General features: G+C 63.0%; 22 protein-coding genes and 1 riboswitch. Of the genes, 9 read left to right on the forward strand and 13 right to left on the reverse strand.

Annotated elements, in window-relative coordinates:
• Positions 1-214 precede the first annotated feature (214 nt).
• Positions 215-736, forward strand: coding sequence for a 2-oxo-4-hydroxy-4-carboxy-5-ureidoimidazoline decarboxylase (locus RE4_RS25985; protein ID WP_046377875.1), 522 nt, complete (start codon positions 215-217; stop codon positions 734-736).
• A 56-nt stretch (positions 737-792) separates the two neighbouring features.
• Here the strand turns inward: RE4_RS25985 and RE4_RS25990 are convergent, their stop codons facing one another.
• The 9 genes from RE4_RS25990 to RE4_RS26030 all read right to left on the reverse strand — a co-directional run bounded on the left by RE4_RS25990 (position 793) and on the right by RE4_RS26030 (position 11,045).
• Positions 793-1,248 carry a tellurite resistance TerB family protein gene (locus RE4_RS25990; RefSeq protein WP_003941110.1) on the reverse strand — a complete coding sequence of 152 codons (456 nt, stop codon included), beginning with the start codon at positions 1,246-1,248 and terminating at the stop codon, positions 793-795.
• Positions 1,249-1,332: 84 nt separating this feature from the next.
• A complete protein-coding gene (locus RE4_RS25995; RefSeq protein WP_060939630.1) occupies positions 1,333-2,889 on the reverse strand; it encodes a TerD family protein in 1,557 nt (518 codons plus the stop codon).
• Positions 2,890-2,929: 40 nt separating this feature from the next.
• Positions 2,930-3,823 carry an SGNH/GDSL hydrolase family protein gene (locus RE4_RS26000; protein ID WP_060939631.1) on the reverse strand — a complete coding sequence of 298 codons (894 nt, stop codon included), beginning with the start codon at positions 3,821-3,823 and terminating at the stop codon, positions 2,930-2,932.
• A gap of 158 nt (positions 3,824-3,981) precedes the next feature.
• The gene (locus tag RE4_RS26005; protein ID WP_060939632.1) at positions 3,982-5,376 is read right to left on the reverse strand and encodes a TerD family protein; all 1,395 of its coding nucleotides are present in this window, start codon (positions 5,374-5,376) and stop codon (positions 3,982-3,984) included.
• 27 nt (positions 5,377-5,403) lie between these two features.
• Positions 5,404-6,201, reverse strand: a complete 798-nt coding sequence (locus RE4_RS26010; RefSeq protein ID WP_060939656.1) for a hypothetical protein — start codon at positions 6,199-6,201, stop codon at positions 5,404-5,406.
• 56 nt (positions 6,202-6,257) lie between these two features.
• Positions 6,258-7,367 carry a cysteine protease StiP family protein gene (locus RE4_RS26015; protein ID WP_021342748.1) on the reverse strand — a complete coding sequence of 370 codons (1,110 nt, stop codon included), beginning with the start codon at positions 7,365-7,367 and terminating at the stop codon, positions 6,258-6,260.
• A complete protein-coding gene (locus tag RE4_RS26020; RefSeq protein WP_019746736.1) occupies positions 7,364-8,653 on the reverse strand; it encodes a phosphoribosyltransferase family protein in 1,290 nt (429 codons plus the stop codon). Before RE4_RS26020 ends, RE4_RS26015 begins: the two co-directional genes overlap by 4 nt.
• Positions 8,650-9,807, reverse strand: coding sequence for an HpcH/HpaI aldolase/citrate lyase family protein (locus RE4_RS26025; RefSeq protein WP_021342746.1), 1,158 nt, complete (start codon positions 9,805-9,807; stop codon positions 8,650-8,652). The genes RE4_RS26020 and RE4_RS26025 overlap by 4 nt, the downstream gene beginning before the upstream one ends.
• A gap of 92 nt (positions 9,808-9,899) precedes the next feature.
• On the reverse strand, positions 9,900-11,045 hold the full coding sequence (locus RE4_RS26030; RefSeq protein WP_030534832.1) for a hypothetical protein: 1,146 nt from the start codon (positions 11,043-11,045) through the stop codon (positions 9,900-9,902).
• A gap of 243 nt (positions 11,046-11,288) precedes the next feature.
• On the opposite strand from RE4_RS26030, the gene RE4_RS26035 reads away from it, so the two are divergent.
• From RE4_RS26035 to RE4_RS26055, 5 genes are all read left to right on the forward strand, one after another.
• A complete protein-coding gene (locus tag RE4_RS26035; protein WP_020906049.1) occupies positions 11,289-11,864 on the forward strand; it encodes a TerD family protein in 576 nt (191 codons plus the stop codon).
• Between the two features lie 137 nt (positions 11,865-12,001).
• Positions 12,002-13,123, forward strand: coding sequence for a DUF475 domain-containing protein (locus tag RE4_RS26040; protein WP_060939633.1), 1,122 nt, complete (start codon positions 12,002-12,004; stop codon positions 13,121-13,123).
• A 174-nt stretch (positions 13,124-13,297) separates the two neighbouring features.
• The gene (locus RE4_RS26045; RefSeq protein WP_060939634.1) at positions 13,298-13,774 is read left to right on the forward strand and encodes a GNAT family N-acetyltransferase; all 477 of its coding nucleotides are present in this window, start codon (positions 13,298-13,300) and stop codon (positions 13,772-13,774) included.
• Positions 13,775-13,792: 18 nt separating this feature from the next.
• Positions 13,793-14,242 carry a GNAT family N-acetyltransferase gene (locus RE4_RS26050; protein WP_037125435.1) on the forward strand — a complete coding sequence of 150 codons (450 nt, stop codon included), beginning with the start codon at positions 13,793-13,795 and terminating at the stop codon, positions 14,240-14,242.
• Between the two features lie 64 nt (positions 14,243-14,306).
• Positions 14,307-15,668, forward strand: coding sequence for a lipase family protein (locus RE4_RS26055; RefSeq protein WP_030534835.1), 1,362 nt, complete (start codon positions 14,307-14,309; stop codon positions 15,666-15,668).
• 18 nt (positions 15,669-15,686) lie between these two features.
• On the opposite strand, the gene RE4_RS26060 is transcribed toward RE4_RS26055, so the two are convergent.
• The 3 genes from RE4_RS26060 to RE4_RS26070 all read right to left on the reverse strand — a co-directional run bounded on the left by RE4_RS26060 (position 15,687) and on the right by RE4_RS26070 (position 20,244).
• On the reverse strand, positions 15,687-16,391 hold the full coding sequence (locus RE4_RS26060; protein ID WP_003941187.1) for an MgtC/SapB family protein: 705 nt from the start codon (positions 16,389-16,391) through the stop codon (positions 15,687-15,689).
• Positions 16,392-16,400: 9 nt separating this feature from the next.
• A complete protein-coding gene (gene mgtA / locus RE4_RS26065) occupies positions 16,401-19,094 on the reverse strand; it encodes a magnesium-translocating P-type ATPase (protein ID WP_060939657.1) in 2,694 nt (897 codons plus the stop codon).
• 346 nt (positions 19,095-19,440) lie between these two features.
• A riboswitch (M-box (ykoK) riboswitch) is annotated at positions 19,441-19,614 on the reverse strand.
• Positions 19,615-19,659: 45 nt separating this feature from the next.
• Complete coding sequence (locus tag RE4_RS26070; protein ID WP_029254386.1) at positions 19,660-20,244, reverse strand: TetR/AcrR family transcriptional regulator; 585 nt, start codon at positions 20,242-20,244, stop codon at positions 19,660-19,662.
• A 126-nt stretch (positions 20,245-20,370) separates the two neighbouring features.
• On the opposite strand from RE4_RS26070, the gene RE4_RS26075 reads away from it, so the two are divergent.
• The 3 genes from RE4_RS26075 to dszD all read left to right on the forward strand — a co-directional run bounded on the left by RE4_RS26075 (position 20,371) and on the right by dszD (position 22,750).
• A complete protein-coding gene (locus tag RE4_RS26075; RefSeq protein ID WP_003941129.1) occupies positions 20,371-21,474 on the forward strand; it encodes a membrane protein in 1,104 nt (367 codons plus the stop codon).
• Between the two features lie 15 nt (positions 21,475-21,489).
• Complete coding sequence (locus RE4_RS26080; protein WP_019746727.1) at positions 21,490-21,963, forward strand: YbaK/EbsC family protein; 474 nt, start codon at positions 21,490-21,492, stop codon at positions 21,961-21,963.
• A 208-nt stretch (positions 21,964-22,171) separates the two neighbouring features.
• Positions 22,172-22,750, forward strand: a complete 579-nt coding sequence (gene dszD, locus RE4_RS26085) for an NADH:FMN oxidoreductase DszD (protein WP_003941189.1) — start codon at positions 22,172-22,174, stop codon at positions 22,748-22,750.
• Positions 22,751-22,802: 52 nt separating this feature from the next.
• On the opposite strand, the gene RE4_RS26090 is transcribed toward dszD, so the two are convergent.
• A complete protein-coding gene (locus RE4_RS26090; protein ID WP_060939635.1) occupies positions 22,803-24,248 on the reverse strand; it encodes an NAD-dependent succinate-semialdehyde dehydrogenase in 1,446 nt (481 codons plus the stop codon).

Genomic DNA, 24,248 nt, shown 5'->3' on the forward strand with positions numbered 1-24,248 from the left:
TTCCAAGGGGTCCCGGTCTGGAGCCTCGCCGGTTGTCGCCGGTGGGGCTCCTGCGTTGTGTGGGTCAGCTCGTTACGCCGCGTTAAGAACCTGAAAACTCGGTGAGCAAACCTTCCTTTCCCAGGTGAAGCGGCGGATTATCGAAATGGTCGCGCATCTGGTTACCGCGCGGCATGTCGAGCGCGCCTGAAGGCACAACGGGCCGGGAGGTCACATGCTGCTACATCAATCGATCGGGTTGGAGCGCTTCAACGAACTACCGCGACAGAAGGCAGTTCACGCACTGTTCGAGTGCTGCTGCTCGCTGACCTGGGCCGGGTGGGTCAGCGACGGACGTCCGTTCGCCGATCACGCGGAGATCCTCTCGCGCGCCGAGGACGCGATTCTCAACCTCTCGGACGTCGACGTCGAACGCGCCCTGCAATGCCATCCACCGGTCGGCGTCCGCAAGAACAGCGTGCCGTCCCACCTCGAGCAATGCTCGATCTGGGTTCCGGACGACGCCGTCATGGCAACCATCTATCGCGCCGGCGAGGAGTACGAGCGGAACTTCGGCTTCCGGTATCTGTGGTGTTCGCACGGCCACGACGCCGACGACCTGCTCGAGAACATCGGCCAGCGCATGTCCAACGAGCGGTCCGTCGAGCGCAAGGTCTGCGTCGACGAGCTCGCCAAGATCACGCGGACGAGGATCGAGCGCATGCTGGGACCCGAGGACGGTTATCCCGAGTACTGAAAAGAAAAGCGGGTGCGGCGCTTTCGCGCCGCACCCGCTTTCATGCTCTGAATCGATCAGAGATCGAACTCGGCCGGAGAGATTCCGACTGCAAAACACATGTCGCGTACGACGCCGCGCTCGTGCTCGTCGAAGTTGCCGTCCGCGCCGCCGATGATGATGCCGATCTGGATGACCGCGCGGGCCTGATCCTGCTTCGACTTGAGCTTGGCAATGGTCGCGGTTGCCTCGACCTTGCCGAACTCGTAGTCCGAGGACAGCTTGCTGCAGTACCAGTCGAACTGCTCACGAAGCTCGTCCGGCGGGAAGACCGCGAGCGACTCGTTGCTCATGATCAGCGCGGCGGTCTTCTGACGCTCCGACGGATCGATCGAACCGTCTGCGGCGGCGATCAACGCGCACATTGCCATGCTCGCGTTCTTGAATTCCTTGTTCTGGAACTGGCTGGTCTTTGTCTTGAGCTGGCCGTTCATCTCCTGAGCCTTAGCCTTCAACTGATCCCAGAATGCCATGAGTCTCCTCGAGTATTGCCGCCACACACCGCGCGTGGTCGTACCACCACTCTGCCTGTGCGCTCGGCAATCCGCCATCGGCCACTAGGTGCGGTCGAACACTGCCAGAATTCGCGACCCGGAGATCGGGTCGAGCACGTCCGGGGTGAAGTGCCATTGCGTGCGGGTCCACGGATCGTGAACCTCCGTCTGCCCTGCTGCCGAAAGATGTTGGCACCCCTCGGACAGTGCGGCGACGGATTCTTCCGCGAAGTTCGACTCGTCCTCTCCGACAATCAGTATGGACAAACCGATTGCCGGCCCGCGTTCGGCGAGGAACATGATGGTCTGTGCGTCTTCGGCGGAGTATCCGTGCGGGAAATCGCTGAGGATCAACAGGCGCAGGGAACTCGGGCCATCTGCGACACCACTCATTCGCGCGAGTTCGCCCATGTCGACGGCCTCGGCCAGTGCCCGCAAGCGCGCCGAGATCTCGGTGTGAGCGGTGATGACCGGCCCCGCGAGCATCGGTGCCAGTCGGTCGGTCAGTGGCGTCAGCGAGCCGGTCAGATCGACGACGTCGAGTAGCGGCATCGGGCCGGCGGCCATGACGCGCACGGTGACGGCACTGATCAGACCGAGCGCTGCTTTGCTCGACGTACTGTCCACCCAGATGGGCCGACGCAGTGGGAGCGGGACGCAGTAGGGAACGGTGAGCGTGCCGCGGTCCGGAGCCGAAAGCTCGCCCAGACGCATTCCGTCGCTGACGGCCGTGATCTGGGCCGGATCGGTTGTACCCGCCCACGACACCGACTTCCACGACGCCATCGACCGTGGGAGCACGCCGTCGATCACACCGAGTTCGTGCGCAAGCTGAGCGCTGTCGCGGGCGTGATTGTCCCGCGCGAGTGAGACGAGGTCGTCGTGACGCTTCTGTGCGGCATCGCGCGCCGCCACTCCCGCTGCCGAGTTCCGCAACGACGGATCTGCGACGGCTGCGGTCAGATCCTCGTCCAAACGGGCAAGCGCGTACTCACTGCTGGAGACGAAGGAAGCGGCAGATCGGGAGGCGTCCTCGAAGATCATCCACGCACGCTCGAGGCCGCGGCCCACCTCCAACGGCTCCACCGCGGAGTCCCACGCAGGCGCGGCTGTCGGGGCTGGTTGCGCCGGCTCGTCGTCGACCTCGACGCCGTGCACCGAGATCAGTTCCGCCAGACCACCCGCATAGCCCTGCCCTACGGCCCGAATCTTCCAGGCACCGGACTTTCGGTACAGCTCCCAGCAGATGACCGCTGTCTCGGTGCCTGCGGTGGGGATCGCGAATTCGGCCAGGACCGAACCGGATTGATCGCTCAGGGTGGCGGAGAGCCCGGCCGTGCGAAAGGCTCCCGCGGCCGTCGCTGCCGGATCCACGCTGACGATGCACAACACTGCTGCGGCATCGGGGTGAAGTCGATCGAGTTCCACCCGGATGCCGCTCTGGTCGAGTTGCACTCCAGCGGTGGATGGTTGGTTGTAGAACACGAAGTCCGCGGACGTCAATGCCCGCAGGTTCGCGTCCGCTACCAGCGCCGACACGTCGAACGGCGTCTGGCTCTCGGCTCGAAACGTCACCACGGGCGCCTGCAGCGGCGCGTTCTGTCCGGGAACAAAAGTCATACCCACAGCAGCGAACTATGCCATGACCGGGCTCTCTCGGTCAGCCTTGCAGGTCCGCCACCACTAGATCGGCCACCGCGGTCATCCCGGCGTCCGTGAAGTGCAAGCGCTGCGCCGTCGACTCCGAGAACAGGCCTTCGAACCAACGCTGATCTGCACTCGCACACGCGTCGTGCCCGCCGGCGATGCTCGCCGCCGCAATGTCGACAGTGCGCACACCGTGGGCGTGGGCGACCTCGTCGAACTTCGTGTTGTAGCGAGCGAAGTAGTCCATGAACCAGGCTGCGTCGGCGTCTGAGAACGGGATGTTCGGCCAGCATCCGCGAGAGGAGATCATGCCGCCCTCTCCGATCAGGTAGATGCGAGCGTTAGGCGCGCGCTGCGTGACCGCGGTCAGGATGCGATCCAATTCTCCGGCAGCCCGGTCGATTCCGGACTGGGCGACGGAATTCGCGAGCGGGTCGTACCGGCATCCACGATCGGTTCCTGGTCCCGGAGCGACGCACAGGGGGCCGAGGAAGATGCTGTTGGAGTCGTTGCCGCCGATCGAGATGGTAATCAGGTCGGTGTCCGGGTGAACGGCATCGAGCTGGACGGGCCAGTAGTTCGGAATCAGCTGTGGGGTGTCGATGATGTTCTCGGCGCGTGCCGCGCTGCAAGAGACATCAGCGAACTCGGCCACGTCGAGCGCCCGCGAGATTTTGCCCGCGAAGTTCTCGTACGAACGCGAGCAGGCGTCGGGGTACATCGGTTCCAGCCTTGGACCGGAGGCGCGGGAGTCACCGAGGGCGACGTACTTGATCCCGGTCTCGGAAAAACCTGCCGGCGGTGCCGACTGGGGTACCGAAGCCTGCGCGATTCCGGTGCTCACGAGCGCCAGCACAACGCCTGCGATGGCCGCCGCCCGACCGAGAAGTTTCCCTCGAGTGATCATCTACTGTGCCAAGTCCTCTCGCGCACGGCCGCTCGACTGACGGCTCGACATGCCGCATGAGGTTAACGCACGGAGGGGACAACGATGTCCGGTTCGGCGGACGGCGATCGAAACCACCTACCGCCGAACCGGATTCATCTCGACTATGCAGTCTCGACTCAAGCAGTGAGGAAACGTCCCAGCTGCGGCGCAGCTTCTCCTGCGTGCTTGGCCTGGATACCTTCACCGATGGCCTGCAGCTTCCATTCGCCGTTCGCGCGGTACACCTTTGCCATCACCATTCCGGTGAAAGCCATGCCGCCCTGGAGCGTGTATCGAGCGAGCTCAGAGTTGGTGGTGCTGTCCACGAGACGGCAGAAAGCGTTGGAGACCTGCTCGAACGTGTGTCCGCGGTACGAGGTCACGGTGAAGATCACGGTGGTCACGTGAGCCGGGACCCGCTGCAGATCGACGAGCATGACCTCGTCGTCACCATCTCCGTCGCCCGTCAGGTTGTCACCCATGTGACGGACCGAGCCGTCCTTGGACGTCAGCTGACCGTAGTAACAGACGTCGACGAGGTTGCCGTCGGCGTACAGGAGTGCCGAAGCGTCTAGGTCGACGTCGGCGGTACGGCTTCCGAACAGACCGCTCTTCTTGATCGGATCCCAACCCAGACCCATCTGGATCATGGTGAGCGCGACGCCGCCCTCCTTGCGGAGCGTGACCTTCTGGCCCTTGGTCAGGCTGACGGGGCGTCCCTTGACCAGGCTCACCTCGGGCTGCTGCGCCGGCGGCTGGTTCTGCATGGGAGGCGCCGGGGGTGCCTGGTTGTACGTCGGCTGCTGGTTGTACGCAGGCTGCTGCGCCGGCGGGTAGGCCGGCGGCGTCGGTCCCTGGTTGTAGGCAGGCGGCTGGTTGTACGCGGGCGGGGCCGGCGGAACCGGCGGCGCGTTGTACGAAGGCTGCTGCTGCGGCGGCTGGTTGTACGCCGGCGGAGTAGGAGCGACGGACGAGGGCGGGGTGATCGGAGCCGGAGCCGCGACCGGAGTGGGCGGCGGCGGCGCGGGCGCATCGTCGACGGACACACCGTGATCGGTGACCAGCGCGGCAAATCCACCCGCGTACCCCTGGCCGACGGCGCGCACCTTCCACGCACCCTGGCGTCGGTACACCTCGAGCGCGATGACGATGGACTCGGTGGTGAGACCGTCGATCACGTACTCGTACAACACGTTCCCGGCCGCGTCGGAGACCCGAGCGGTGGGAGCAGCGCTGCGCCCGAAGTTCGACGAAGCGTCGTCGAGCGTGATGACGGCGCGAACCTGCTCGATATCGGCAGGGACGCCGGCGAGCGAGACTCGGAGTGAGGCAATGCCACCCGGGTTGGGCACCAATTGCACGCCGGGTCCGGTCGGCTGGTTGAAGAAGACGAAGTCGGCGTCGGAACGAACTTTTCCGTTGCTCGTCACGAGGAGTGCAGACAGGTCAGCGGCTGCAGCCAGCTGAACCGACACAACTACATCCGAGACGTCCAGCGGGCCGTTCTGCCCTTTGGCAAGCGATACAGACAACTAAATCCCCTTCATAGAGAGCGTGTATTACCCGAGCGCGGAAGAGAACCACCGCAATATCTCCGCGCTCGCTGCGATACCGGACCTTTCTGTCACAGTAACGGTCGGCCGTTGCCAATTCAGTTCTTCCAGCTCACCGTGCCTCGGCCGGATCGCGAAATCGGAGTATTCGAGCATGTCCGCATCCAATGCGCCGTCACCTGCCGAGATCACGACTGCGGATTGATCCAGATCACCCGACTCGACCAGTCTGCGGCGCACCTCTGCCAGCGCTCGTGACTTCGACACGGCGTCGGGCATCGTGTAGATCTTCCGGCCTTGACGCGAAACGTTCCAGCCCCGCGTCACGCACCAGTGATTCCATTCGGTTTCGAATTCACTCGGCATCACGGCCAGATCGACGACCAGGTACGGAAACAGGTCGTCGGCAACACGAATGGAACTGACCCAGCTCGAGTCGATCCGCGATTCCAGTTCCGCCTGAACCTGCGGCAACTCGGCGCCGGACTTGCTGGTCGAACGGTCGATCTCGTTTCGCCACTCGCGATCGGCTTCGCCGTCCACCAGGATGTTTCCGCCGTTGCTCGTAATGGCGTACTTCCACGGTCCGCCGGGAAGATCGATCCGCTGGAACTGCGCAATGGTCCTGGTGGTTGTCGGAATCACCGGAACCCGCGAGGTCAGCGCGGTCAGCAGTTCGATCGATTCGACGCTCATGTGCGAGAGCGGACCGCCGTTGTAGTACTCGACGCACAACGGGCTCGGCGCCGAATCCAGGTCGGAGCCACTGGGATCGCCGCCGATCGCGGCCTGCGAATAGATCATCGTGCGGTCCAGATCCGTAGCGATCAGGACCTGGGACGCAGCGGTGTCCGCACGGCTCACGTGATGTCCTTGATCAGCCCGACACACGAGTAGGCGAGGTCGGGTACCACCTCGACCGGAACCCCGCGGGCCTGCGCCAACAACCGAATGTGTGCATGCTCCGGGGCGTCGAGTTCACGCACCAGAACCTTCCAGGGGAGCCGGCGCAGCAACACCCTGGTTGTTTCTCCGACACCGGGTTTGACGAAGTTGACCGTCGAGATCCCGTACTCGGCCTGCACCTTCTCCACCGACTCCCAGCCGGCCCAGGTCGGCGTCCGATCGGAATCGAGCACTGCAGCAAGAGAATCCGCTGCGTCGCCGCGAACGGAGTCGAACTCGGCCGAGACCACGTCGAGCAACCGATTGGAGACGTCGACGTCGGCGAGGTCGGCGTAGAACTTGGCGCCGTGGAAATCGCCGGGCCCGATAAGGGTGTCGTTGAGGACTGTTCGTGAGACCAAGCCGGACACCGTCGAATTGAGGCACGCCGACGCGATCAGGAAGTCGTCGCGGGTTCCGTACGTTCGCACGCAGTGGCCGGGGTCGGCGAGAACAGCCAGATCGGAGTCGAACTTGGCTCCACCCGCCTCGTGGTACTCCGTCAACGCTGCGTCGAGTTCGCGGGCGATGGCGCCCTTACCTGTCCAGCCGTCGACGAAGACGACGTTCTCCGAGTCGTGATGGTGCGCAAGATAATCGAGTGCGACGGAATCGATACCCTTGCCGCGGACGATAGACACTGCATAGTGCGGCAACGTGAGCCCGCGGGTCTGCTGGGCCCAGCGCCGCATCAGAATCCCGATCGGTGTTCCGGCCCGGGCGAGTGAGACCAGCGTGATGTCACTCCCCCGCTCGGCCAAGACCAAGTCCATCACGGTCCCGACAGCGCGCGCCAACCGTGGAGCACTCTCGGCGAGCACCGTCTCGAACAGATCCCGGTATGCCTGATCGGGTTGGTACTCGATGGGAAGAGACTCGGCATAGTGCGCCTCACCCGATTGAATACGCTTCTCGCGCACGGATACATCCGCTTCGAGATCCACGTGCGAAAGATCCTTGAGCAGCCACTTCACTTCGCCCGGCGCGTACGAACCGAATTCGGGCCCGACCAATGGTTCGTTCATGACGAGCCTCCTGCTCTGGATTCTCGCAGCGCCGACGGATCGGCCCCGCGAACGGTGGCGACCAGGACGTCGGTGCCGGAGTTCCGTAACACCTCGATCACCCCGTCCATCGCCGTCAACCGATCGGTATCGGCGGGCTCGTCCACGACGAGCAAGGCAAGGGCGTCGACCGCCGCGTCAGGCCACTGCGCGTTGTAGACGTATCGGGGTTCGTTCTCGCCCAGTTCCGGTGCCGGAAAGGTGAACCCGCGACGCAGCGGGTATCCCGGCACGTCGACGACGTAGGCGGGTGAACGCGTCGTGGTCTGGTACCGAACCGCTCGCCCAGAGCTTTCCAAGCCCGCGGCGATGCGCAGTGGCAGGTACATCAACTCCTCGTGACCGATCACGATCACAGCACGCGACGCGTCGATCGACGATCCGAGAATGGACACCGCTGCCTCGACGGCTGACTCGAATGCCGCGGTGTCGCCATCGAGAAAACCGTGCCGGCCTCCGTCGGGGACTTGCGCGGGCCACGGCAGATCCATCCGAGACAGCGTGCCGCGGCGATCACCGATCGGGTTGAGATCCGGAGCATCCAGCGCCGTGACGCGCTCGGTCAGGCCGTCGGGCAGGACCGTCGAACCCGAAGCGAGAGAGACGTAGTCGATTCGTACACCCAGTTCCGTGGCCGCGGCTTCGCTGGCGGCTCGGTGTTCCTCGGTTCTCATGTCCACCAGCGAGGCCACGACATAGCGGCTGCGCGGGCATTGCCCGTGCAGTGCCCGGATGGCATCGATCGCGGTGGCGCCGGTGGAGATCTCGTCGTCGACGAGGACCAGTGGCAGGTCGTTCTCGAACAGTTCGGCGGACGTCGGCTGCATCAGATGGCTCGTGGCGTGCGAGTGCCCCTCCTCGAATCCGGCGAGCGTCGCGGCACCTGGTACGTCTCGGCGCGTGGAGTGCAGGTAGCAGTGAGCGTGCAGGCGAGCTGCGACGCAGTGGCCCAAACCTGTTGCGGTTTCGGCAAACCCGAGCACGACGACGTCGACACCCTCACCGAGGGTTGTCCGCACCAGATCGCCGAGGTCGTCGGCAGCGCCGATGACCACGGACGGCTCGGTGGGCACGTGCTTTCCCAGCACGGTGGACACCAGCAGATGAGCGCGACGCGGATTCCGCCGAAGTCCCGGGATCACCAGATCGGGCACCGAATGCCCGAGTGACGAATCACCGTGAACGAGGTCCAAGCCGAATTCTGCTGTAGCCCAGGGAACGTCCCGGGACTGGACAACCTCTGTCATCGATCGACCAACGCCGTCAGCAACTCGACAAACGTGATCCCCTTGTTGGTCACACCGAACACGTGAGCGCGGAGCGCAGTCTGATGGGCCCAATTGCGGTGCGGCTTCATCTCGTTCATCTTGTTCCGGTAGCCGGAGGCCTGCACTCCCCCGGCATCGGCACCGAGAATGTCGAGGGCATCGTGGTACTCCTCGTGCGTGACCGCGGAGAGAGCATTGACCGCCGCGACGTGCGACGGGTGGATGACCGTCTTGCCCTGGATTCCATTGGCTCGGTCCAGCGCGATCTCACGGAGCAGGCCGTCGAGGTCGCGGCTGACGAGATGCTGACGGAACCGGACGGCGTCATGTTCCTCGAACGGGGTGGCGCGCAGCATCGGCCGGAACATGCGTTCGTGATCGGCGAAGTACTCCCACACCGGCCCGGTGATGACAAAACCCGAACCGTCGGCACGCCCGAGGTAGTTGACGATGTCGGCGATGACGTCGACCACCACGCGCACGTCGTAGATGGTCAGATCGCGGTCGCGGCGGATACCGAAGGTGCTGCACATGTCGGTGGCGCCGATGCGGACGGCAAGGATGCGCTCGCGGTGTTGCGCGAGAATCCCACTGATGGTGCGCAATTCGAGATCACGTGTATCGCGGTGAACCAGCGCGGGTGATTCGAGTACCGGCATCGCGTAGAGATGCTTACCCAGCAACTCGGATGCGTCCGCGACGGCGTCGAGAAACACGGGGCCGGACTCGCTGCCGAACTTCGGGATGACGAACCCGGTGAGCGCGGCGCGCCCCTCGGTCAACGACGCGGCGACCTTGTGGATGTCCGCGACTTCACGAACCCGCACGAACAGCAGCATGCCGACGGCGTCGGTGGACGCGATCTTGTCGAGAGCGTCAACCGCGTTTGCCCGCGCCGATTCGACCTCGTGATCAGCGACGGCGTCCTCGAGATCGAGCACCATCGAGCTGACGCCCTCGGACGCACGCTTGACCACGATGTCGGCCAACCCGGCTCGGGTGGCAGGAACGTAGAGAGTTGCACCCAGAGCAATCGCGAGCAGATCCCTCTCGTCGGAATCCGCGAACGATCGAGGCGCATGCAGGAACAGTTGCTCCCGCACGTCATCCTCGAGATGTTGAAAGTGCTGCATTTCTCTTCTCTCTGTAACCGCAATCAAGTCCATGAAACGACCCCCTGTGACAACGCGTCGAGCAACTCCGATCCCCCGATCGGCCCGACCATTCAGTTTTTGCCGGCTCGCGCCCGCATCTTCTCGACAACTTCGGTGATGAACGTCGATACCGAGTCCAGCTGTAATACATACGACCAGTAGTCCGGATGAGTTCCCGACAGTGACGCACTCGCTCGCTCGATCCTTGCTAGTTGAGCATCGAGTACGGAGCCCCACTCCGCCACCAACCCTTGGTTAACAGCGAACATCTGGGCGTCTTTCAGCCGGAAACGAACCTCACGTTCCTTTTGGCTCGGATCTGCCCGAACTGCACGCAGAGTAGCGAGACGGTCCGTCACGGCGTCGGCACACGCTTCGGCGTCGGCGAGGTGCACGCGGGCTTCGGCCATCAAAGCGAGTGCATGTTCGGGGTTTCCCGCAGCCAGCGACTGCTTCGCTTCCTTGAGATCGATGTCGGCCTGATCGATATGCGCTCGACTGCGACTGCTGTTGTCGACGAGGTCAGCGGAACTCGCGGCGTTGAACTCGCGCAGCAGTGCGGAATACGCCGGGTCGAGGCGGTCCACTCGAGTGCGCACTGCCGACAACCTGGTCGAGACCGAGGAGATCGTCATCTCGGCACGGTGCTGGGTCGACGGGGCTTCTGCCAATGCTTCCTCGAGCGTCGATACCGCTTCGCGGACACTCTCGGCCCGCGTGCGGACTGCGTCGGCGCGACCGGATGAGCGCGCGTTGTCGAGCGCTGCAACTGCGTCGTCGAGGTGTTCGGAGGCCGTCACCACCGACGGGTACTCGCGATAGCGCTGATCGGTGGCAGCCAGTTTTTCCCGGACGGCGTTTGCCAGGGTTCGGGCCTGTTGGCCGAGGACGGGAATGGCGGACATCGTGACCGTCGCCTGCTCGAGGTGCGCACGATGCCCGTTGTAGAAGGCGTCGACGCCCTTCGCCGCCTCGACGAGTTCGGCTACCGACTTTTCGAACGCCGCCCGAGCACCGTTCGGGTTCTGGTGGAGTACCTGATCGTTGCCATAGCGCTCGGAGGTGTCGAGGTAGTCCGACGCAGCCTGGAAGCACCGATCCCGAACGGGTTCCCACGCAGCGCGCAACCCTCGCTCGGGATACAGCTCGGCGGAAGCGTCGACTGCTGCCGACGCGATGGTCTGCCGCTTGTCCATGTCGAGGAACGCCGAAACCATGGCCGTCTGCGCCTCCCGCGCACGACTGACCGACTCCCCCACTCTTGCCCCCCGATTGAAGCGCTCCGACCATCTTCCCACCACGATTGAATCCTACGGGTCCAGCACTTCGCTTCTCGGTTCGTAATTCTGCTGTTACGGCGAACACACCGGAACTGCGGTTAGGGTGGTGGAGGTAAACACACTCCCAAGACGACTTCGCGTCGTAGTGGGCCTTGTCTCTCCTCTTGAAAGGACCCCTGAATGGGCGTCAGCTTGACCAAAGGCGGCAATGTCTCTCTCACGAAGGAGGCCCCGAACCTGACTGCAGTGGTCGTCGGCCTGGGCTGGGACGCGCGTTCCACCACCGGAGCTGCTTTCGACCTCGACGCCAGCGCAATCGGCGCAGGCTCGAACAAGAAGGTCCTCTCCGACCAGCACTTCATCTTCTTCAACAACCTCCGCTCGCCCGACGGCTCGATCGAGCACAAGGGTGACAACACGGACGGCGAAGGCGAAGGCGACGACGAGCAGATCGACGTGAACCTCGCAGCGGTTCCCGCCGAGATCGAAAGCGTTGTCTTCCCCGTCTCGATCTACGACGCAGAGGCTCGCTCGCAGTCCTTCGGCCAGGTTCGCAACGCGTACATCCGCGTCGTCGACAAGGCGAACGGCAACGAGCTCGCTCGCTACGACCTCTCCGAGGACGCTTCCACCGAAACCGCCATGGTCTTCGGTGAGCTGTACCGCAACGGTGCAGAGTGGAAGTTCCGCGCAATCGGCCAGGGTTACGCATCCGGCCTGTCCGGCATCGCGCGCGATTACGGCGTCAACGTCTGATCTTCGCTCTCGACGAGCTGACTCGGGGAAGGTTCCGCAGTAGTCTGTGGAACCCTCCCCGTTTTCACGTTCGGATGCGGTGAGAGACCGCTTGCAGTAACCACTCTGCATTGACCAACTAGAAAGGGCCACGCTCCGTGGTACTGCGAATATTCGGTTTATCCATCGCAATTTCGATCCTCGCGATGATCGTTGCGTTCATCTACGGCGGACCCGAGGCACTGTTCCTCGTCATCATCCTGTCGATTCTGGAAATCTCGCTTTCCTTCGACAACGCCGTCATCAACGCCACTGTTCTGCAAAGAATGAGTGAATTCTGGCAGAAGATCTTCCTCACCATCGGCGTCATCATCGCCGTCTTCGGTATGCGTCTGGTGTTCCCGCTCGTGATCGTCTGGGCTGCATCCGGTCTCGGACCCGTAGCCGCACTCGACCTCGCACTGAACCCGCCTGCGGACGACGCCGCATATTTCACCAACGGCGAGCCGAGCTACGAAACCATCCTCACCGACGCTCACCCGCAGATCGCTGCCTTCGGTGGCATGTTCCTGCTGATGCTCTTCCTCGGTTTCATCTTCGAAGAGCGTGAGATCACCTGGCTGTCTTGGCTCGAGAAGCCCCTCGCTCGCATCGGCAAGCTCGATCAGCTCTCCGTCGTCGTGGCCGGCATCGTCCTGGTACTGAGTGGTTCGTTCCTCGCCGCTGACGACAAGGTCTCCACCGTCATGATCTCGGGCGTTCTGGGCATGATCACCTACATCGCGGTCAACGGACTTGGTGAACTGTTCAATCTGCCGGAAGAAGGCGAAGAGGAAGAAACCGCCAAGTCCGGCGGCCCCACGCAGCTCGCGAAGGCGACCGGTAAGGCCGGCTTCTTCCTGTTCCTCTACCTCGAGGTCCTCGACGCGTCCTTCTCGTTCGACGGCGTCATCGGCGCATTCGCCATCACTGCAGACCCGATCATCATCGCCCTCGGCCTCGGCTTCGTCGGCGCGATGTTCGTCCGTTCCATCACGGTCTTCCTGGTCCGCAAGGGCACGCTCTCCGATTACGTCTACCTCGAACACGGTGCGCACTGGGCCATCGGCGCTCTGGCCGTCATCTTGATGGTGTCCATCGGCGTTCACATCAACGAGATCATCACCGGCCTGGTCGGTGTCTTCTTGATCGGCGCTGCTTTCATCAGCAGCCTCATTCGCAACAAGCGAATCGCGAACGCAGATCCGAAGTTGGACGAGAACACTCCGGCAACTGTCTGACGTTCTTTCTCGAAACGCCCGCGACCAATTGGTTGCGGGCGTTTTGTTTGTTATGCCTGAATTGAAACTCTCTGCATTCACAGCCGCGCGCCAATTGTTCAGCCGCGCGTCAAATTCAGCCTGCGGGTGAACAATTGCCCTGCGGGTGCGAAACACCTATTCGTAAGGGAAACCATGAACGAGATAGTCATAGAGCGCGCAACGGACGAGGACGCCGCGGAAATCCTTGTTCTACAACGCTGTTGCTGGGTCTCGGAAGCAATCTCCAACAACAGCATGGACATACCCCCGCTCCACGAGGACCTACCCACGGTCCGAGCCTGGGTTCAGCAGTCGACGGTCTGGGCCGCACGACGCGGCGGACGGCTCGTCGGGGCCGTCCGCGGCACAGCCGACGGAACCGCATGGCAGATAGGGCGCCTCATGGTGGCACCGGACTTGGCGGGCAACGGCCTCGGCCGACGCCTCTTGCAGCACGTGGAACAGAACGCTCCGGAGCACATCACAAGTTTCGAGCTGTTCACCGGAAGCAAGAGCGTGCGGAACATTCGCGTGTACACCCGAGCGGGCTACTCCCAATTGCCGCCGGACCCCAGCCACATCCCCGGAGTCGTCTACCTGTCCAAGCCGAACGCCATCAACTCCGAGTGAACGGCGATACTGACTTCTGTGGTGAACATTCGCGTCGCAGCGCAGACAGACTTGCCGTTCTTACGTGAGCACGACTCACACATCGCAGCCGAGGAACTCGCGTCAGTGATCCAACGCGGCCGGATACTCGTCGCCGAGGACAGCGGGAAACCAATCGGATGGCTGCGCTGGGGCTTGTTCTGGGACGAGATTCCGTTCATGAACATGCTGACCGTCCTGTCTTCGAACCGCGGCCAAGGCATCGGGCGCGCTTTGGTCACAGATTGGGAAAAACGCATGAGCCGCGCGGGACACTCGCAGGTCCTCACCTCCACACTCGCCGACGAATCAGCCCAGAACTTCTATCGCGCAATGGGATACAGCGACGCGGGAGTTCTGTTACTCCCAGGCGAGTCCTCCGAAATCTTCCTACGCCGAGACCTCGAGCCTGCGCCCGATCTCACCGATCCCCACATTACCCGCGAGTAATATATGGTGGTCGTCACACCGCGATCTCAGGGTGGGGCGTGGCACACCAATGTGGAGGACGAGTATGTCGTCAAGGGTCTTATCTCGCACAGTTGTCGGAGTACTCGCGGTTGCACTGACAGGCGTCGGTGCACCGGCAGCACTCGCGCAGCCGGCTCTTGCCCAGTCCCCTGATGACAGTTTCTACAGCTACGAGGGCGCGGCGCCTCTCTCGTCGTACGCTCCAGGCGCGGTCCTCGAGACTCGCACCGTGCCGTACACCCTTCTCAACATCCCGACCCCGATACAGGCAGTGCAGGTTCTCTACCGATCAACCGACGCCCTCGGTCAGCCGTCGGCCAACGTCACCTCGATCCTGCGCCCGGCCAACGCTCAACCGGATAAAGTTGTTTCGTACCAATCCTTTTACGATTCACTGAACCCCGACGACAGTCCGTCGCGGGCCATCGCGGGCAACACCCCGATCGGAGATTGGACGCCGAGTGGGCGCAATTTCAACGTCGGCGGAACCTTCACGTCCATCGAGGCAGCCTTGTTCGGGCCGCTCTTCGCCCTCGGCTACACGATCGTCGTCCCGGACACCGAAGGCCCGGATGCAAACTTCGCTGCCGGACCCGAATACGGGATGATGACGCTCGACGCTCTGCGTGCGGCCAAAGATGTCCCGGAAACCGGAATCACCGACGACGCAGAGATCGCGCTGATGGGGTACTCCGGCGGAGCGATCGCCACCAACTGGGCTTCGATCCTCGCTCCCGCGTACGCACCGGAGATCAACGACAACTTGATCGGTGCCGCGCAGGGCGGCGTGCTGGTCAATCCGGCCAACAACCTTCGCTACGCGAGCGGAAGCATCGGGTGGGGCGGCGTAGTCGGCATGGCAATCGTCGGCGTTGCGCGTTCGTACGACATCGATTTCGGAAAGTATCTCAGTGACCGTGGACGCGACGTCATGGCTCGACTCGAAGACGCGTCCATCGGCAACGTGCTGGCACAGTACCCCGGTCTGACCTGGCAGGAACTGGTCAAGCCCGAGTACGCCGATCCCAATACGGTTCCCGAGTACGTCGATGTCGTGAACAAGATCAACATGGGCACCGCAGCCACACCGACGATTCCGATGTTCATCGCTCAGGCGGCCAACGGCACCATCGAGGGCACCCAACCCGGTGGCCCCGGCGTCGGAGCGGGCGACGGCGTCATGATCACGGGCGACGTCCGTACCCTCGCACGCAAGTATTGCGACGCCGGCCTGCCGATTCAGTACGACCAGTACGACACCATCAGCCACTTCCTCGGCGCCATGCTCTGGCTCCCCGGTGCGCTCACCTGGATCGACGACCGATTCACCGGCAAGCCTGCTCCGTCGAACTGCGCGAATATCGCACCGGGGAACTCTCTTGCGCCGCAGGAACATGCACGCTAGCTGACCGAGACCTCGAATCTACTTCGACGGCTCCACCTCCCAGCGAACGTGAGTCACCAACGGTTCCAGGCTAAGCCGGCTGACGGCGGATTCCAGGAGTCCGTCGTCACGCTCCGCTGCGGCCAATTCCGCGACCACTCGTACGCGGTCGCTGTCCGGGATGTCGAAGGACTGCACTGACCGGAGCTGGAACTCCGGCCTCGAAATGGACTGCACGGTAAGCCCTCTGATGTGAGCTTCGGCGTCACCGTGGCAGGTCACCTCGAAGGTGTAGTCAGCCGGCGGTTCCTCGCGTCCGGTGCGGGCAGGCTGGTGATCCATCATCCGACCCAACGGCCTCAACAACGTGTTCGCCAACATGATTGCACCGGCACCGAACACCGCCACCCAGTACATTCCGCCGCCTGCCAGCGCGCCGACGGCGGCCGTGGCCCACAAGGTTGCGGCGGTGTTCAGGCCGGTGACCGAGGCTCCCTGCTTCATGATCACCCCGGCACCGAGGAAGCCGATCCCCGAGACGATCTGCGCTGCGACGCGCGTCGGATCAGCGTCCGGCCCCTGAAACCCGTACGCGCCCATGATGACGAAGAGCGTCGCACCCAAGCTCACCAACGCGTTGGTTCGCAAACCCGCCATCCTTGCGCGCCATTGCCTTTCGATCCCGACGGCAGCGCCGAGGACGAGTCCGAGCGCTATCCGCACAAGGATGACGTGGATTTCCACGGTGAACTCCTAGAGCCAGGTCGCGAATCGACGGATGAACATTCCCTTGGCCACCTGCGTGACGACGCAGTAAGCCGCGAGAGTGAGGACCAACCACGGGAAGTAGTTCCACGGCAGTGAAACCAACCCGAGGGAATGGCCCCAGGACGTGAACGGAAACACCAGCGCGAAGACGCAGGCGGCGCCCGTGCTGAGCAGTACCGGAAGCGAAGCACGCGACTGGATGAATGGGATCTTGCGGGTGCGGATCATGTGAACGATCAGCGTCTGCGAGATCAATGACTCGATGAACCAACCCGATTGGAACAGCGCTGCATGCTCGGGAGAGTTGGCAGCGAACACGAACCACATCAGCGCGAAGGTCGAGATGTCGAAGATCGAACTGATCGGGCCGATGAACACCATGAACCGGCGAAGGCTCTTGGTCTCCCACTTGCGGGGCTTCGCGAGGAAGTCGTCGTCGACGCGGTCCCACGGGATCGTGAGCATCGAGAGATCGTAGATCAGGTTCTGCAACAACAGAACTACGGGAATCATGGGGATGAACGGCAGCAAGGCACTGGCGACGAGCACCGAGAAGACGTTCCCGAAGTTCGACGACGCAGTCATCTTGATGTACTTCTGGATGTTTCCGAAGGTACGACGCCCTTCGATGACTCCTTGTTCGAGTACGCCGAGGTCCTTCTCCAGCAAGATGATGTCCGCGGATTCGCGGGCGATGTCCGCCGCTGTGTCGACGGAGATGCCGACGTCCGCCGCCCGAAGTGCGGGTGCGTCGTTGACACCGTCACCAAGGAAACCAACCGTGTGGCCGACCCGGCGCAGCGATTCGACAATGCGTGCCTTCTGCATCGGATCCGTCTTCGCGAAGACGGTTGTCCGCTGCACCAACTCGTCGAGGGCGTCGTCGTTCAACGCTTCGATCTCGGCACCGGAGACCACGGTCCCGACATCGATACCGACTTTGCCGCAGACGGTTTCGGCGACCAGTTCGTTGTCACCCGTCACTACCTTGACCGCGACTCCGTGGCTCGCGAGGGCTTCGATCGCCCCGGCCGCAGATTCCTTCGGCGGGTCGAGGAAGGCCAGCAGTCCGACCAGGGTCATACCCTCTTCGTCGGCCGTCGAGTACTCGCGGCGCTGCTCTTCGACGACTGTCTTGGTTGCCACCGCAAGCACTCGCTTGCCCTGACCGTTCAGTTCCGCGACCAGACGGTCGACTCGGGCCAGCCATCCCGGCGTCAATTGGTGGGTCACCCCGTCCAGTTCCACCGATTCACAGACCGAAAGGAGCTCTTCCACTGCACCTTTGGTGACGATCAGATCGGCGTCGCCGTGGTCGACCACCACGGAGAGTCGACGGCGCTTGAAGTCGAAGGGAATCTCGTCTACCAACCCGTGCCGACGCGAGATCTCCTCGGCCACTTCGGGACCGGCGGCCTCGATCACCGCGTCGTCGAGAAGACTGCGCAATCCGGTCTGATTCACGGAATTGACTGCCGCGAGACGCAATACGTCCTCGGACTTACGTCCGGCGGTATCGAGATGCTCACCGAGAACGATGCGGTCCTCGGTGAGAGTTCCGGTCTTGTCCGTGCACAGAACGTCCATGGCGCCGAAGTTCTGAATCGCGTTGATCTGCTTGACGATCACCTTCTTGCGCGACATGTGGAGCGCACCCTTGGCCAGGTTCGCAGTCACGATGAGCGGCAACATTTCGGGGGTCAACCCCACCGCGGTGGCGACGCCGAAGAGTAGTGCTTGGCTCCAGTCCTTGGTCAGTCCGTTGATGATGAAAACCGCGGGAACCATGATCAGCATGAACTTGATCAGCAGGTAGCTGACACTGCGCACCCCGACGTCGAAGCTGGTTTCGGGTCGCTTGGACGCCAATTGTGCTGTCATGGCGCCGAAGTAAGTCCGCTTGCCGGTGTGCACCGCGACGGCGGTGCCGCTGCCCGACACGACGGAAGTACCCATGAACCCGATGTTCTCGGCCTCGAGCAGCCGATCGACGTCGATCCCCGTCGACGGTTCCGCCGACTTCTCGGCCGGCATCGACTCACCGCTGAGCATTGACTGATTGACCTGTAGATCCTTGGCCCGGATGATGCGGACATCGGCCGGGATCATGTCGCCGGCGGCAAGCTGGACTACATCACCTGGCAGTAGCTGCTCGATCGGAATCTCAGCCGTGACCACGGTGTTGTTGATCTTGCGGGTGGCCGCGACAGTTGTCGTGACCATGGCCTTGAGTGCCTCGGCAGCCCGAGTCGAACGGTATTCCTGCCAGAACCTCAGGGACACACTGACAAAGATCATCAGCCCGAGGGTGATGATGCCCTCGTAGGAGGGACCGTCTTCCGGGTCTGCCCACACCACGTCGGTCCCGACCATGATCAGGGCGAGGAACACCAGGATCAAGATGAACGGATTCTTGAAAGCTTGCGCGAACTGCACGATCGCCGGTGCCGGGCGGTCGTGGCGGACATCGTTGCGCCCGTATCGCCGACGAAGATCGTCGATCTGATCGTCACGAAGGCCGTTGGCCGTCGTAGTCAGATCTGCGAGAACGGTGCGCGTGTCCGAGGCCGAGTAGTCGACCAATTCCTGTGCGCTTTCTTTTGCCAGGACCGTTGAAGGTGTTTGTTGTGCACTGTTTCTCGTGGGCCGTGGCCGCAATGCGAGAACGGAAAATGACATGACGAATCTCCTCGACTGCCAGCGTGCACGGGACAGTGCCAGTGCATGAGGCAGCAGAATGCGCTGAACGACAACGGAAGTCGTCAGCGGACGCGACAAAGCCGCGCAGATGAAACCGAGGGTGCGAAGGTCAGAGACTGACGAGCAAAATGCCGGGGTGAGCACCGTCGGTAAGAACAGAAGGATGGGTCGAATATCGACTCGGCGGGTCGTCCACGATGGTCACCTCCTGAAAGTTCGGGGCGTCCGTTGACGCCACACAAAGTACATGCGCACAGCACACGCCAGGAGAACCGAATATCGACGTACTCTCGCCTTCGCCGGAAGAAACCGGCATCAAGCTGCGAAAACACCTCCACGTCCGAGTTTTGGCACTGCACGACGTGTCCCGATCAAGACCGGGAAGCCACTTTGGATCACCCCTTAAGCCGGGGAGATCTGTCCTAACCTTGGGCGTCTCTCGACGTCGTGAGATCAGTGGCCTGTGTTCGTGCAGAAGCCTCACCTAACGAGGTACTGCACCCAGAGGGTAGTTCTCAAATCTGTTGCCTGTCAACCGAGCAACTCAGACGGCGGGCAATCCTGCCCGTGCGACGGCGCCGGCGAAGAGTGCCGTCACGGCGGCACCCATGACGCTCTGATCAACTTCTTCCGGATCCACCGAGTGCTCGAGAACGAGCCCGGATATCAAGGCCATCAACGAGATTGCAGTGGTCCGCACATCGAAGGAATCGTCCACTCCCCATTCGCGGGCACGTTCACCGATCAACTCCACGAGTTGACTGCGCAAGTGGCGACGCTCACGTAAGTACGCCTGAGCGATCTGCGGATCACGTCCGGCGAGCACTCCGAATTCGAGGACGAGCAGTGACCACCCCGGGTCGTCGACCATCCACGTTGCAATGGCCTCGCCACCTTTGCCTGCCGCGTCGGCCGGGTTCATCCCGGCGATCTCGGCAAGCACACGGCCGGCCAGTTCGAGAGACCGTTGCGCGAACAGTTCGGCGAACAGATCCTGTTTCGACTCGAAGTTGGAGTAGACAGCCCCCTTGGTGAAGCCCGCTCGGCGAGCAACTTCAGTGAGACGTGCAGCACTGAATCCGCGCTCCGCAAACTCCTCCGCCGCAGCGTCGAGCAGTCTTTGCCGCACCACGTCACGTCCGGGGCGGGTTACCGGCGTCCAGTCCGGTTGACGAGATTCAGTCACGATACCTAGAGTATTCAATACCTCGGGTATTGACAAGCTCTTTACTTTCGACAAGATCAGGACTCTTTCGTGACCACTACGCATCCGGCACACGCCGCACCAGACAACAGCTCCACCCACGACGAACACCACCACGACAATCTGCTCGTGAAATACGGCGCACCCAAGGTGATGGCCGCGCTGTTCGTCGGCGTGCTCCTGCTGCAGATGGGCTTCATCCTCAGCTACGTCGCCGCCTTCCATCAGCCCACTCCGCGAGACATCGAAATCGCGGTCATCGCCGATCAGGGCACACCGGACGGCATGGATCAGCAGATCGCCGACAAACTCAACGCCATCGACGGCAGCCCGCTCGATGCTCAGGTGGTCGACAGCACGGCGACCGCTCGCCGCATGATCAACGACCGCGAGATCCAGGGCGCGTTTGTCATCAACCCGGCCGGACCGGACACCCTGATCACCGCGAGCGCGGGCGGCAGCTCCATCGCGACGTCGCTCGAAGCGGTGTTCACGAAGGTCGAGGCGACGCAGGACCGACAGTTCGTCGTCCGCGACGAGATCCCCGTCGGAGCACACGACAACCGCGGACTCTCCGGCTTCTACCTCTCGGTCGGCTGGGTCGTCGGCGGCTATCTCCTTGCGGCAGCCATCGGACTGTTCATCGGTGCGCCGAAGACTCTCCGCCAGGCAAGCGCACACACGGGCGTGATCGCGATCTACTCGATCATCTCGGGAGCCCTCGGCGCACTCATCACCTCACACGTGCTCGGAACTTTCGCGGGCCACTGGTTCCCGCTGTGGATCCTGGGAACAGCCGTGGTGTTCGGCACCGCCATGTTCACACTCGGATTGCGCGCTGCCATCGGCGTTCTGGCAGTCCCGCTGGCTATCGCCGTCTTCGTGATTCTCGGCAATCCCAGTGCGGGAGGCGCATTCGGCTCCAACGTGATTCCCTCGTTCTATGCCGCCATCGGCCGATGGATCACACCTGGCGCCGGCACCGAAGGCGTGCGGAGCATCGTCTACTTCAACAACGTCGGCGTCGGCCAGCCTGCTCTGACGCTTTTCCTGTACGCACTGATCGGTGCGGTCATGCTGTTCGGCTTTACGATCCGTCGCAACCGAAAGTCCACCGACACGACGCCGACTCCAGCTGTGGCGAACGCCGACTAGTCCTAGTCTGAACTCATGACGAGCCTCCTCCACCCCAACGCCTCGCACGTCGCCGAAACACTGATCTCACGGGGTCACCACGGCGTCATCGTCACGCAGCCCGAAGCCACGCACACCGCGGCCGAGGCAGCGGCGGCCGTCGGGGTGGAGGTAGGCGCGATCACCAAGTCGCTCGTGTTCCTTCTCGACGACGACCCGGTCCTACTGCTGGTCTCCGGCGCACATCAGGTCAATCTGAAAGCCACCGGCGAACGCCTCGAAGGCAAGCTCACGCGGGCGCCGCTGGAAATGGCGAAGTCGGCAACGGGCCAGCCGATCGGTGGGGTCGCACCGCTCGGGCATCCCACCAACCTGCCCACCTACATCGATACCGCCCTCGAGCAGTACCCCGAATTGTGGGCTGCTGCCGGGCACCCGAACACGGTCTTTCGCACGACGTACTCCGAACTCCTTCGAATCACGGCCGGCCTCGCCGTCGACATGGACTGACGCACTTCAGCCAACCCGGTCCGAACCCACTCAGACGTGCGTCCACCTATAGTTGGACGCACCATGTGCACTGCAACCAGGACCCCGGCCGGTAACCACTGGCGTCGACGACACGTAGATCTGTGCCGCACCGACGCATGTCTGTGTATGCCGAGCGCAGTCACCTCGACCACACCGCACACCTCGAGTTCCAGCCGGAGAGTTCCCGTTGTCTGACAAGCCGAATGCCGTTTCAAGCCACACCACCCCCGACGTCCCCGAAGTAGCAGCGACGCCCGAGTTGTCCACCGGCATCTGCGCCGGTGACTACCGTGCAGCGCTTCGCCGCCACCCCGCCGGTGTCACCGTCGTGACCCTCGATTCGGGTACCGGCCCGGTGGGTTTCACCGCCACCTCGTTCTCGTCCGTCTCCCTCGAGCCGCCGCTCGTCTCGTTCAACATCGCGGAGACGTCGTCGAGCATCAATGCACTCAAGGCCGCCGAGTCTTTGGTTATCCACCTTCTCGGCGAACATCAGCAGCATCTGGCCCAGCGCTTTGCGCGTAGCGCCGATCAGCGTTTTGCAGACGAGTCGCTGTGGGCAGTGCTCGACACCGGGGAGCCGGTTCTGCACGGCACCCCCAGCTGGATGCGCGTCAAGGTCGACCAGTTGATCCCTGTCGGCGACCACACGCTGGTCATCGGACTCGTCACGCGGGTTCACGCCGAAGAGGACGACGAATCCGCTGCCGCACCGCTGCTCTACCACGAGGGCAAGTACTACCGCCCCACTCCGTTAGGTCAATAGACAACTGTGCGCCTTTATTAACCGCCCGCGGTTAATAAAGGCGCACAGCAAGTTACAGCGCTACGTACTTGGTATCGAGATACTCGTCGATACCCTCGGTTCCGCCTTCACGGCCGAAGCCCGATTCCTTCACGCCACCGAACGGCGCCGCAGCATCGGAGATCGCGCCGCGATTGACGCCGACCATGCCGGTGTCCAGCTTGGCCGAGACGCGCATCGCCCGGTCGATGTCGCGGGTGTAGAAGTACGCCACGAGGCCGTACTCGGTGTTGTTCGCAGCCGCGATCGCTTCGTCTTCGGTGTCGAAACCGATCACTGCCGCAACGGGTCCGAAGATCTCTTCCTTCAGCAGGCGCGCATCGGCGGGCACCTGATCCAGAACGGTCGGGGTGAAGAAGAAGCCGGCTCCTTCGGGCGCCGATCCACCGGTGCGAACGCGAGCGCCCTTGGACACGGCGTCGTCGACGAGTCCGGTGACGGTTGCGAGCTGCTTGGTGTTGATCAGCGGGCCGATGTTGGTGCCCTCGGCGTCACCGGCGCCCACCTTCAAGGCCGCAACCTTGGCGGTGAACTTGTCGGTGAACTCCTCGCGCACCGAGTTGGCGACGTAGATGCGGTTGGCCGCGGTGCAGGCCTCGCCGCCGTTACGCATCTTCGCGAGCATTGCGCCGTCGACAGCTGCGTCGATGTCGGCGTCGTCGAAGACGATGAACGGCGCATTGCCACCGAGTTCCATCGACGTGCGGAGCAGCTTGTCAGCGGCATTGCGCACCAACAGCTTTCCGACGCCCGTGGAGCCGGTGAAGGTGACCTTGCGCAGACGCGCATCTTCCATCAGCGGTCCACTGATGGAGGCCGCGTCGGACGTCGGGAGGATCGAGAGCACACCGTCGGGCAGACCGGCATCGGCGAACACCTGACCGAGGAGCTGCATGGTCAGCGGCGTGTCCTCGGCGGGCTTGACGATGATGGTGCAACCGGCAGCCAGCGCCGGTCCGATCTTGCGTGTGCCCATGGCGAGCGGGAAGTTCCACGGGGTGATCGCAAGGACCGGTCCGACGGCTTCCTTGGTGACCAGGATGCGACCGTTGCCGGCCGGAGCCTGCGTGAAACGTCCGCCGATGCGTACTGCTTCCTCGCTGAACCAGCGCAGGAATTCGCCGCCGTAGTTGACCTCACCGCGGCTCTCTGCCAACGACTTACCCATTTCCAGGGTCATCATCAGCGCGAAGTCCTCGGCGCGGGCGTGCAGCAATTCGAAGGCGGTGCGCAGGATCTCGCCGCGTACACGTGCCGGCGTGGCCGCCCAGTCTTCCTGCGCCGCAGCGGCGAGGTCGAGCGCACGGATACCGTCGGCAGCGGTGGCGTCGGCTACCTGGGCGAGTTCCTCACCCGTTGCCGGGTTGTAGACCGCAAAGGTCTTCTCGGCCGGGACGAGCTTGCCGCCGAGCCAGAGACCCTTGGGTACCGAGTCGAGAAGATCCGAGACGTTGGACAT

It is taken from the genome of Rhodococcus erythropolis NBRC 15567 (genome assembly GCF_001552595.1).
GTDB classification, from domain to species: domain Bacteria; phylum Actinomycetota; class Actinomycetes; order Mycobacteriales; family Mycobacteriaceae; genus Rhodococcus_F; species Rhodococcus_F erythropolis.

Excerpts from the sequence above, each read along its gene's own strand:
- RE4_RS26025 (WP_021342746.1), bottom strand. The coding sequence starts at position 9,807 with ATGCAGCACTTTCAACATCTCGAGGATGACGTGCGGGAGCAACTGTTC.
- RE4_RS26015 (WP_021342748.1), bottom strand. The coding sequence starts at position 7,367 with ATGAACGAACCATTGGTCGGGCCCGAATTCGGTTCGTACGCGCCGGGC.
- RE4_RS26030 (WP_030534832.1), bottom strand. The coding sequence starts at position 11,045 with ATGGTTTCGGCGTTCCTCGACATGGACAAGCGGCAGACCATCGCGTCG.
- RE4_RS25995 (WP_060939630.1), bottom strand. The coding sequence starts at position 2,889 with ATGACTTTTGTTCCCGGACAGAACGCGCCGCTGCAGGCGCCCGTGGTG.
- RE4_RS25985 (WP_046377875.1), top strand. The coding sequence starts at position 215 with ATGCTGCTACATCAATCGATCGGGTTGGAGCGCTTCAACGAACTACCG.
- RE4_RS26090 (WP_060939635.1), bottom strand. The coding sequence starts at position 24,248 with ATGTCCAACGTCTCGGATCTTCTCGACTCGGTACCCAAGGGTCTCTGG.
- RE4_RS26045 (WP_060939634.1), top strand. The coding sequence starts at position 13,298 with ATGAACGAGATAGTCATAGAGCGCGCAACGGACGAGGACGCCGCGGAA.
- mgtA (WP_060939657.1), bottom strand. The coding sequence starts at position 19,094 with ATGTCATTTTCCGTTCTCGCATTGCGGCCACGGCCCACGAGAAACAGT.
- RE4_RS26055 (WP_030534835.1), top strand. The coding sequence starts at position 14,307 with ATGTCGTCAAGGGTCTTATCTCGCACAGTTGTCGGAGTACTCGCGGTT.
- RE4_RS26010 (WP_060939656.1), bottom strand. The coding sequence starts at position 6,201 with ATGATCTATTCGCAGGCCGCGATCGGCGGCGATCCCAGTGGCTCCGAC.
- RE4_RS26080 (WP_019746727.1), top strand. The coding sequence starts at position 21,490 with ATGACGAGCCTCCTCCACCCCAACGCCTCGCACGTCGCCGAAACACTG.
- RE4_RS26035 (WP_020906049.1), top strand. The coding sequence starts at position 11,289 with ATGGGCGTCAGCTTGACCAAAGGCGGCAATGTCTCTCTCACGAAGGAG.
- RE4_RS26020 (WP_019746736.1), bottom strand. The coding sequence starts at position 8,653 with ATGACAGAGGTTGTCCAGTCCCGGGACGTTCCCTGGGCTACAGCAGAA.
- RE4_RS25990 (WP_003941110.1), bottom strand. The coding sequence starts at position 1,248 with ATGGCATTCTGGGATCAGTTGAAGGCTAAGGCTCAGGAGATGAACGGC.
- RE4_RS26000 (WP_060939631.1), bottom strand. The coding sequence starts at position 3,823 with ATGATCACTCGAGGGAAACTTCTCGGTCGGGCGGCGGCCATCGCAGGC.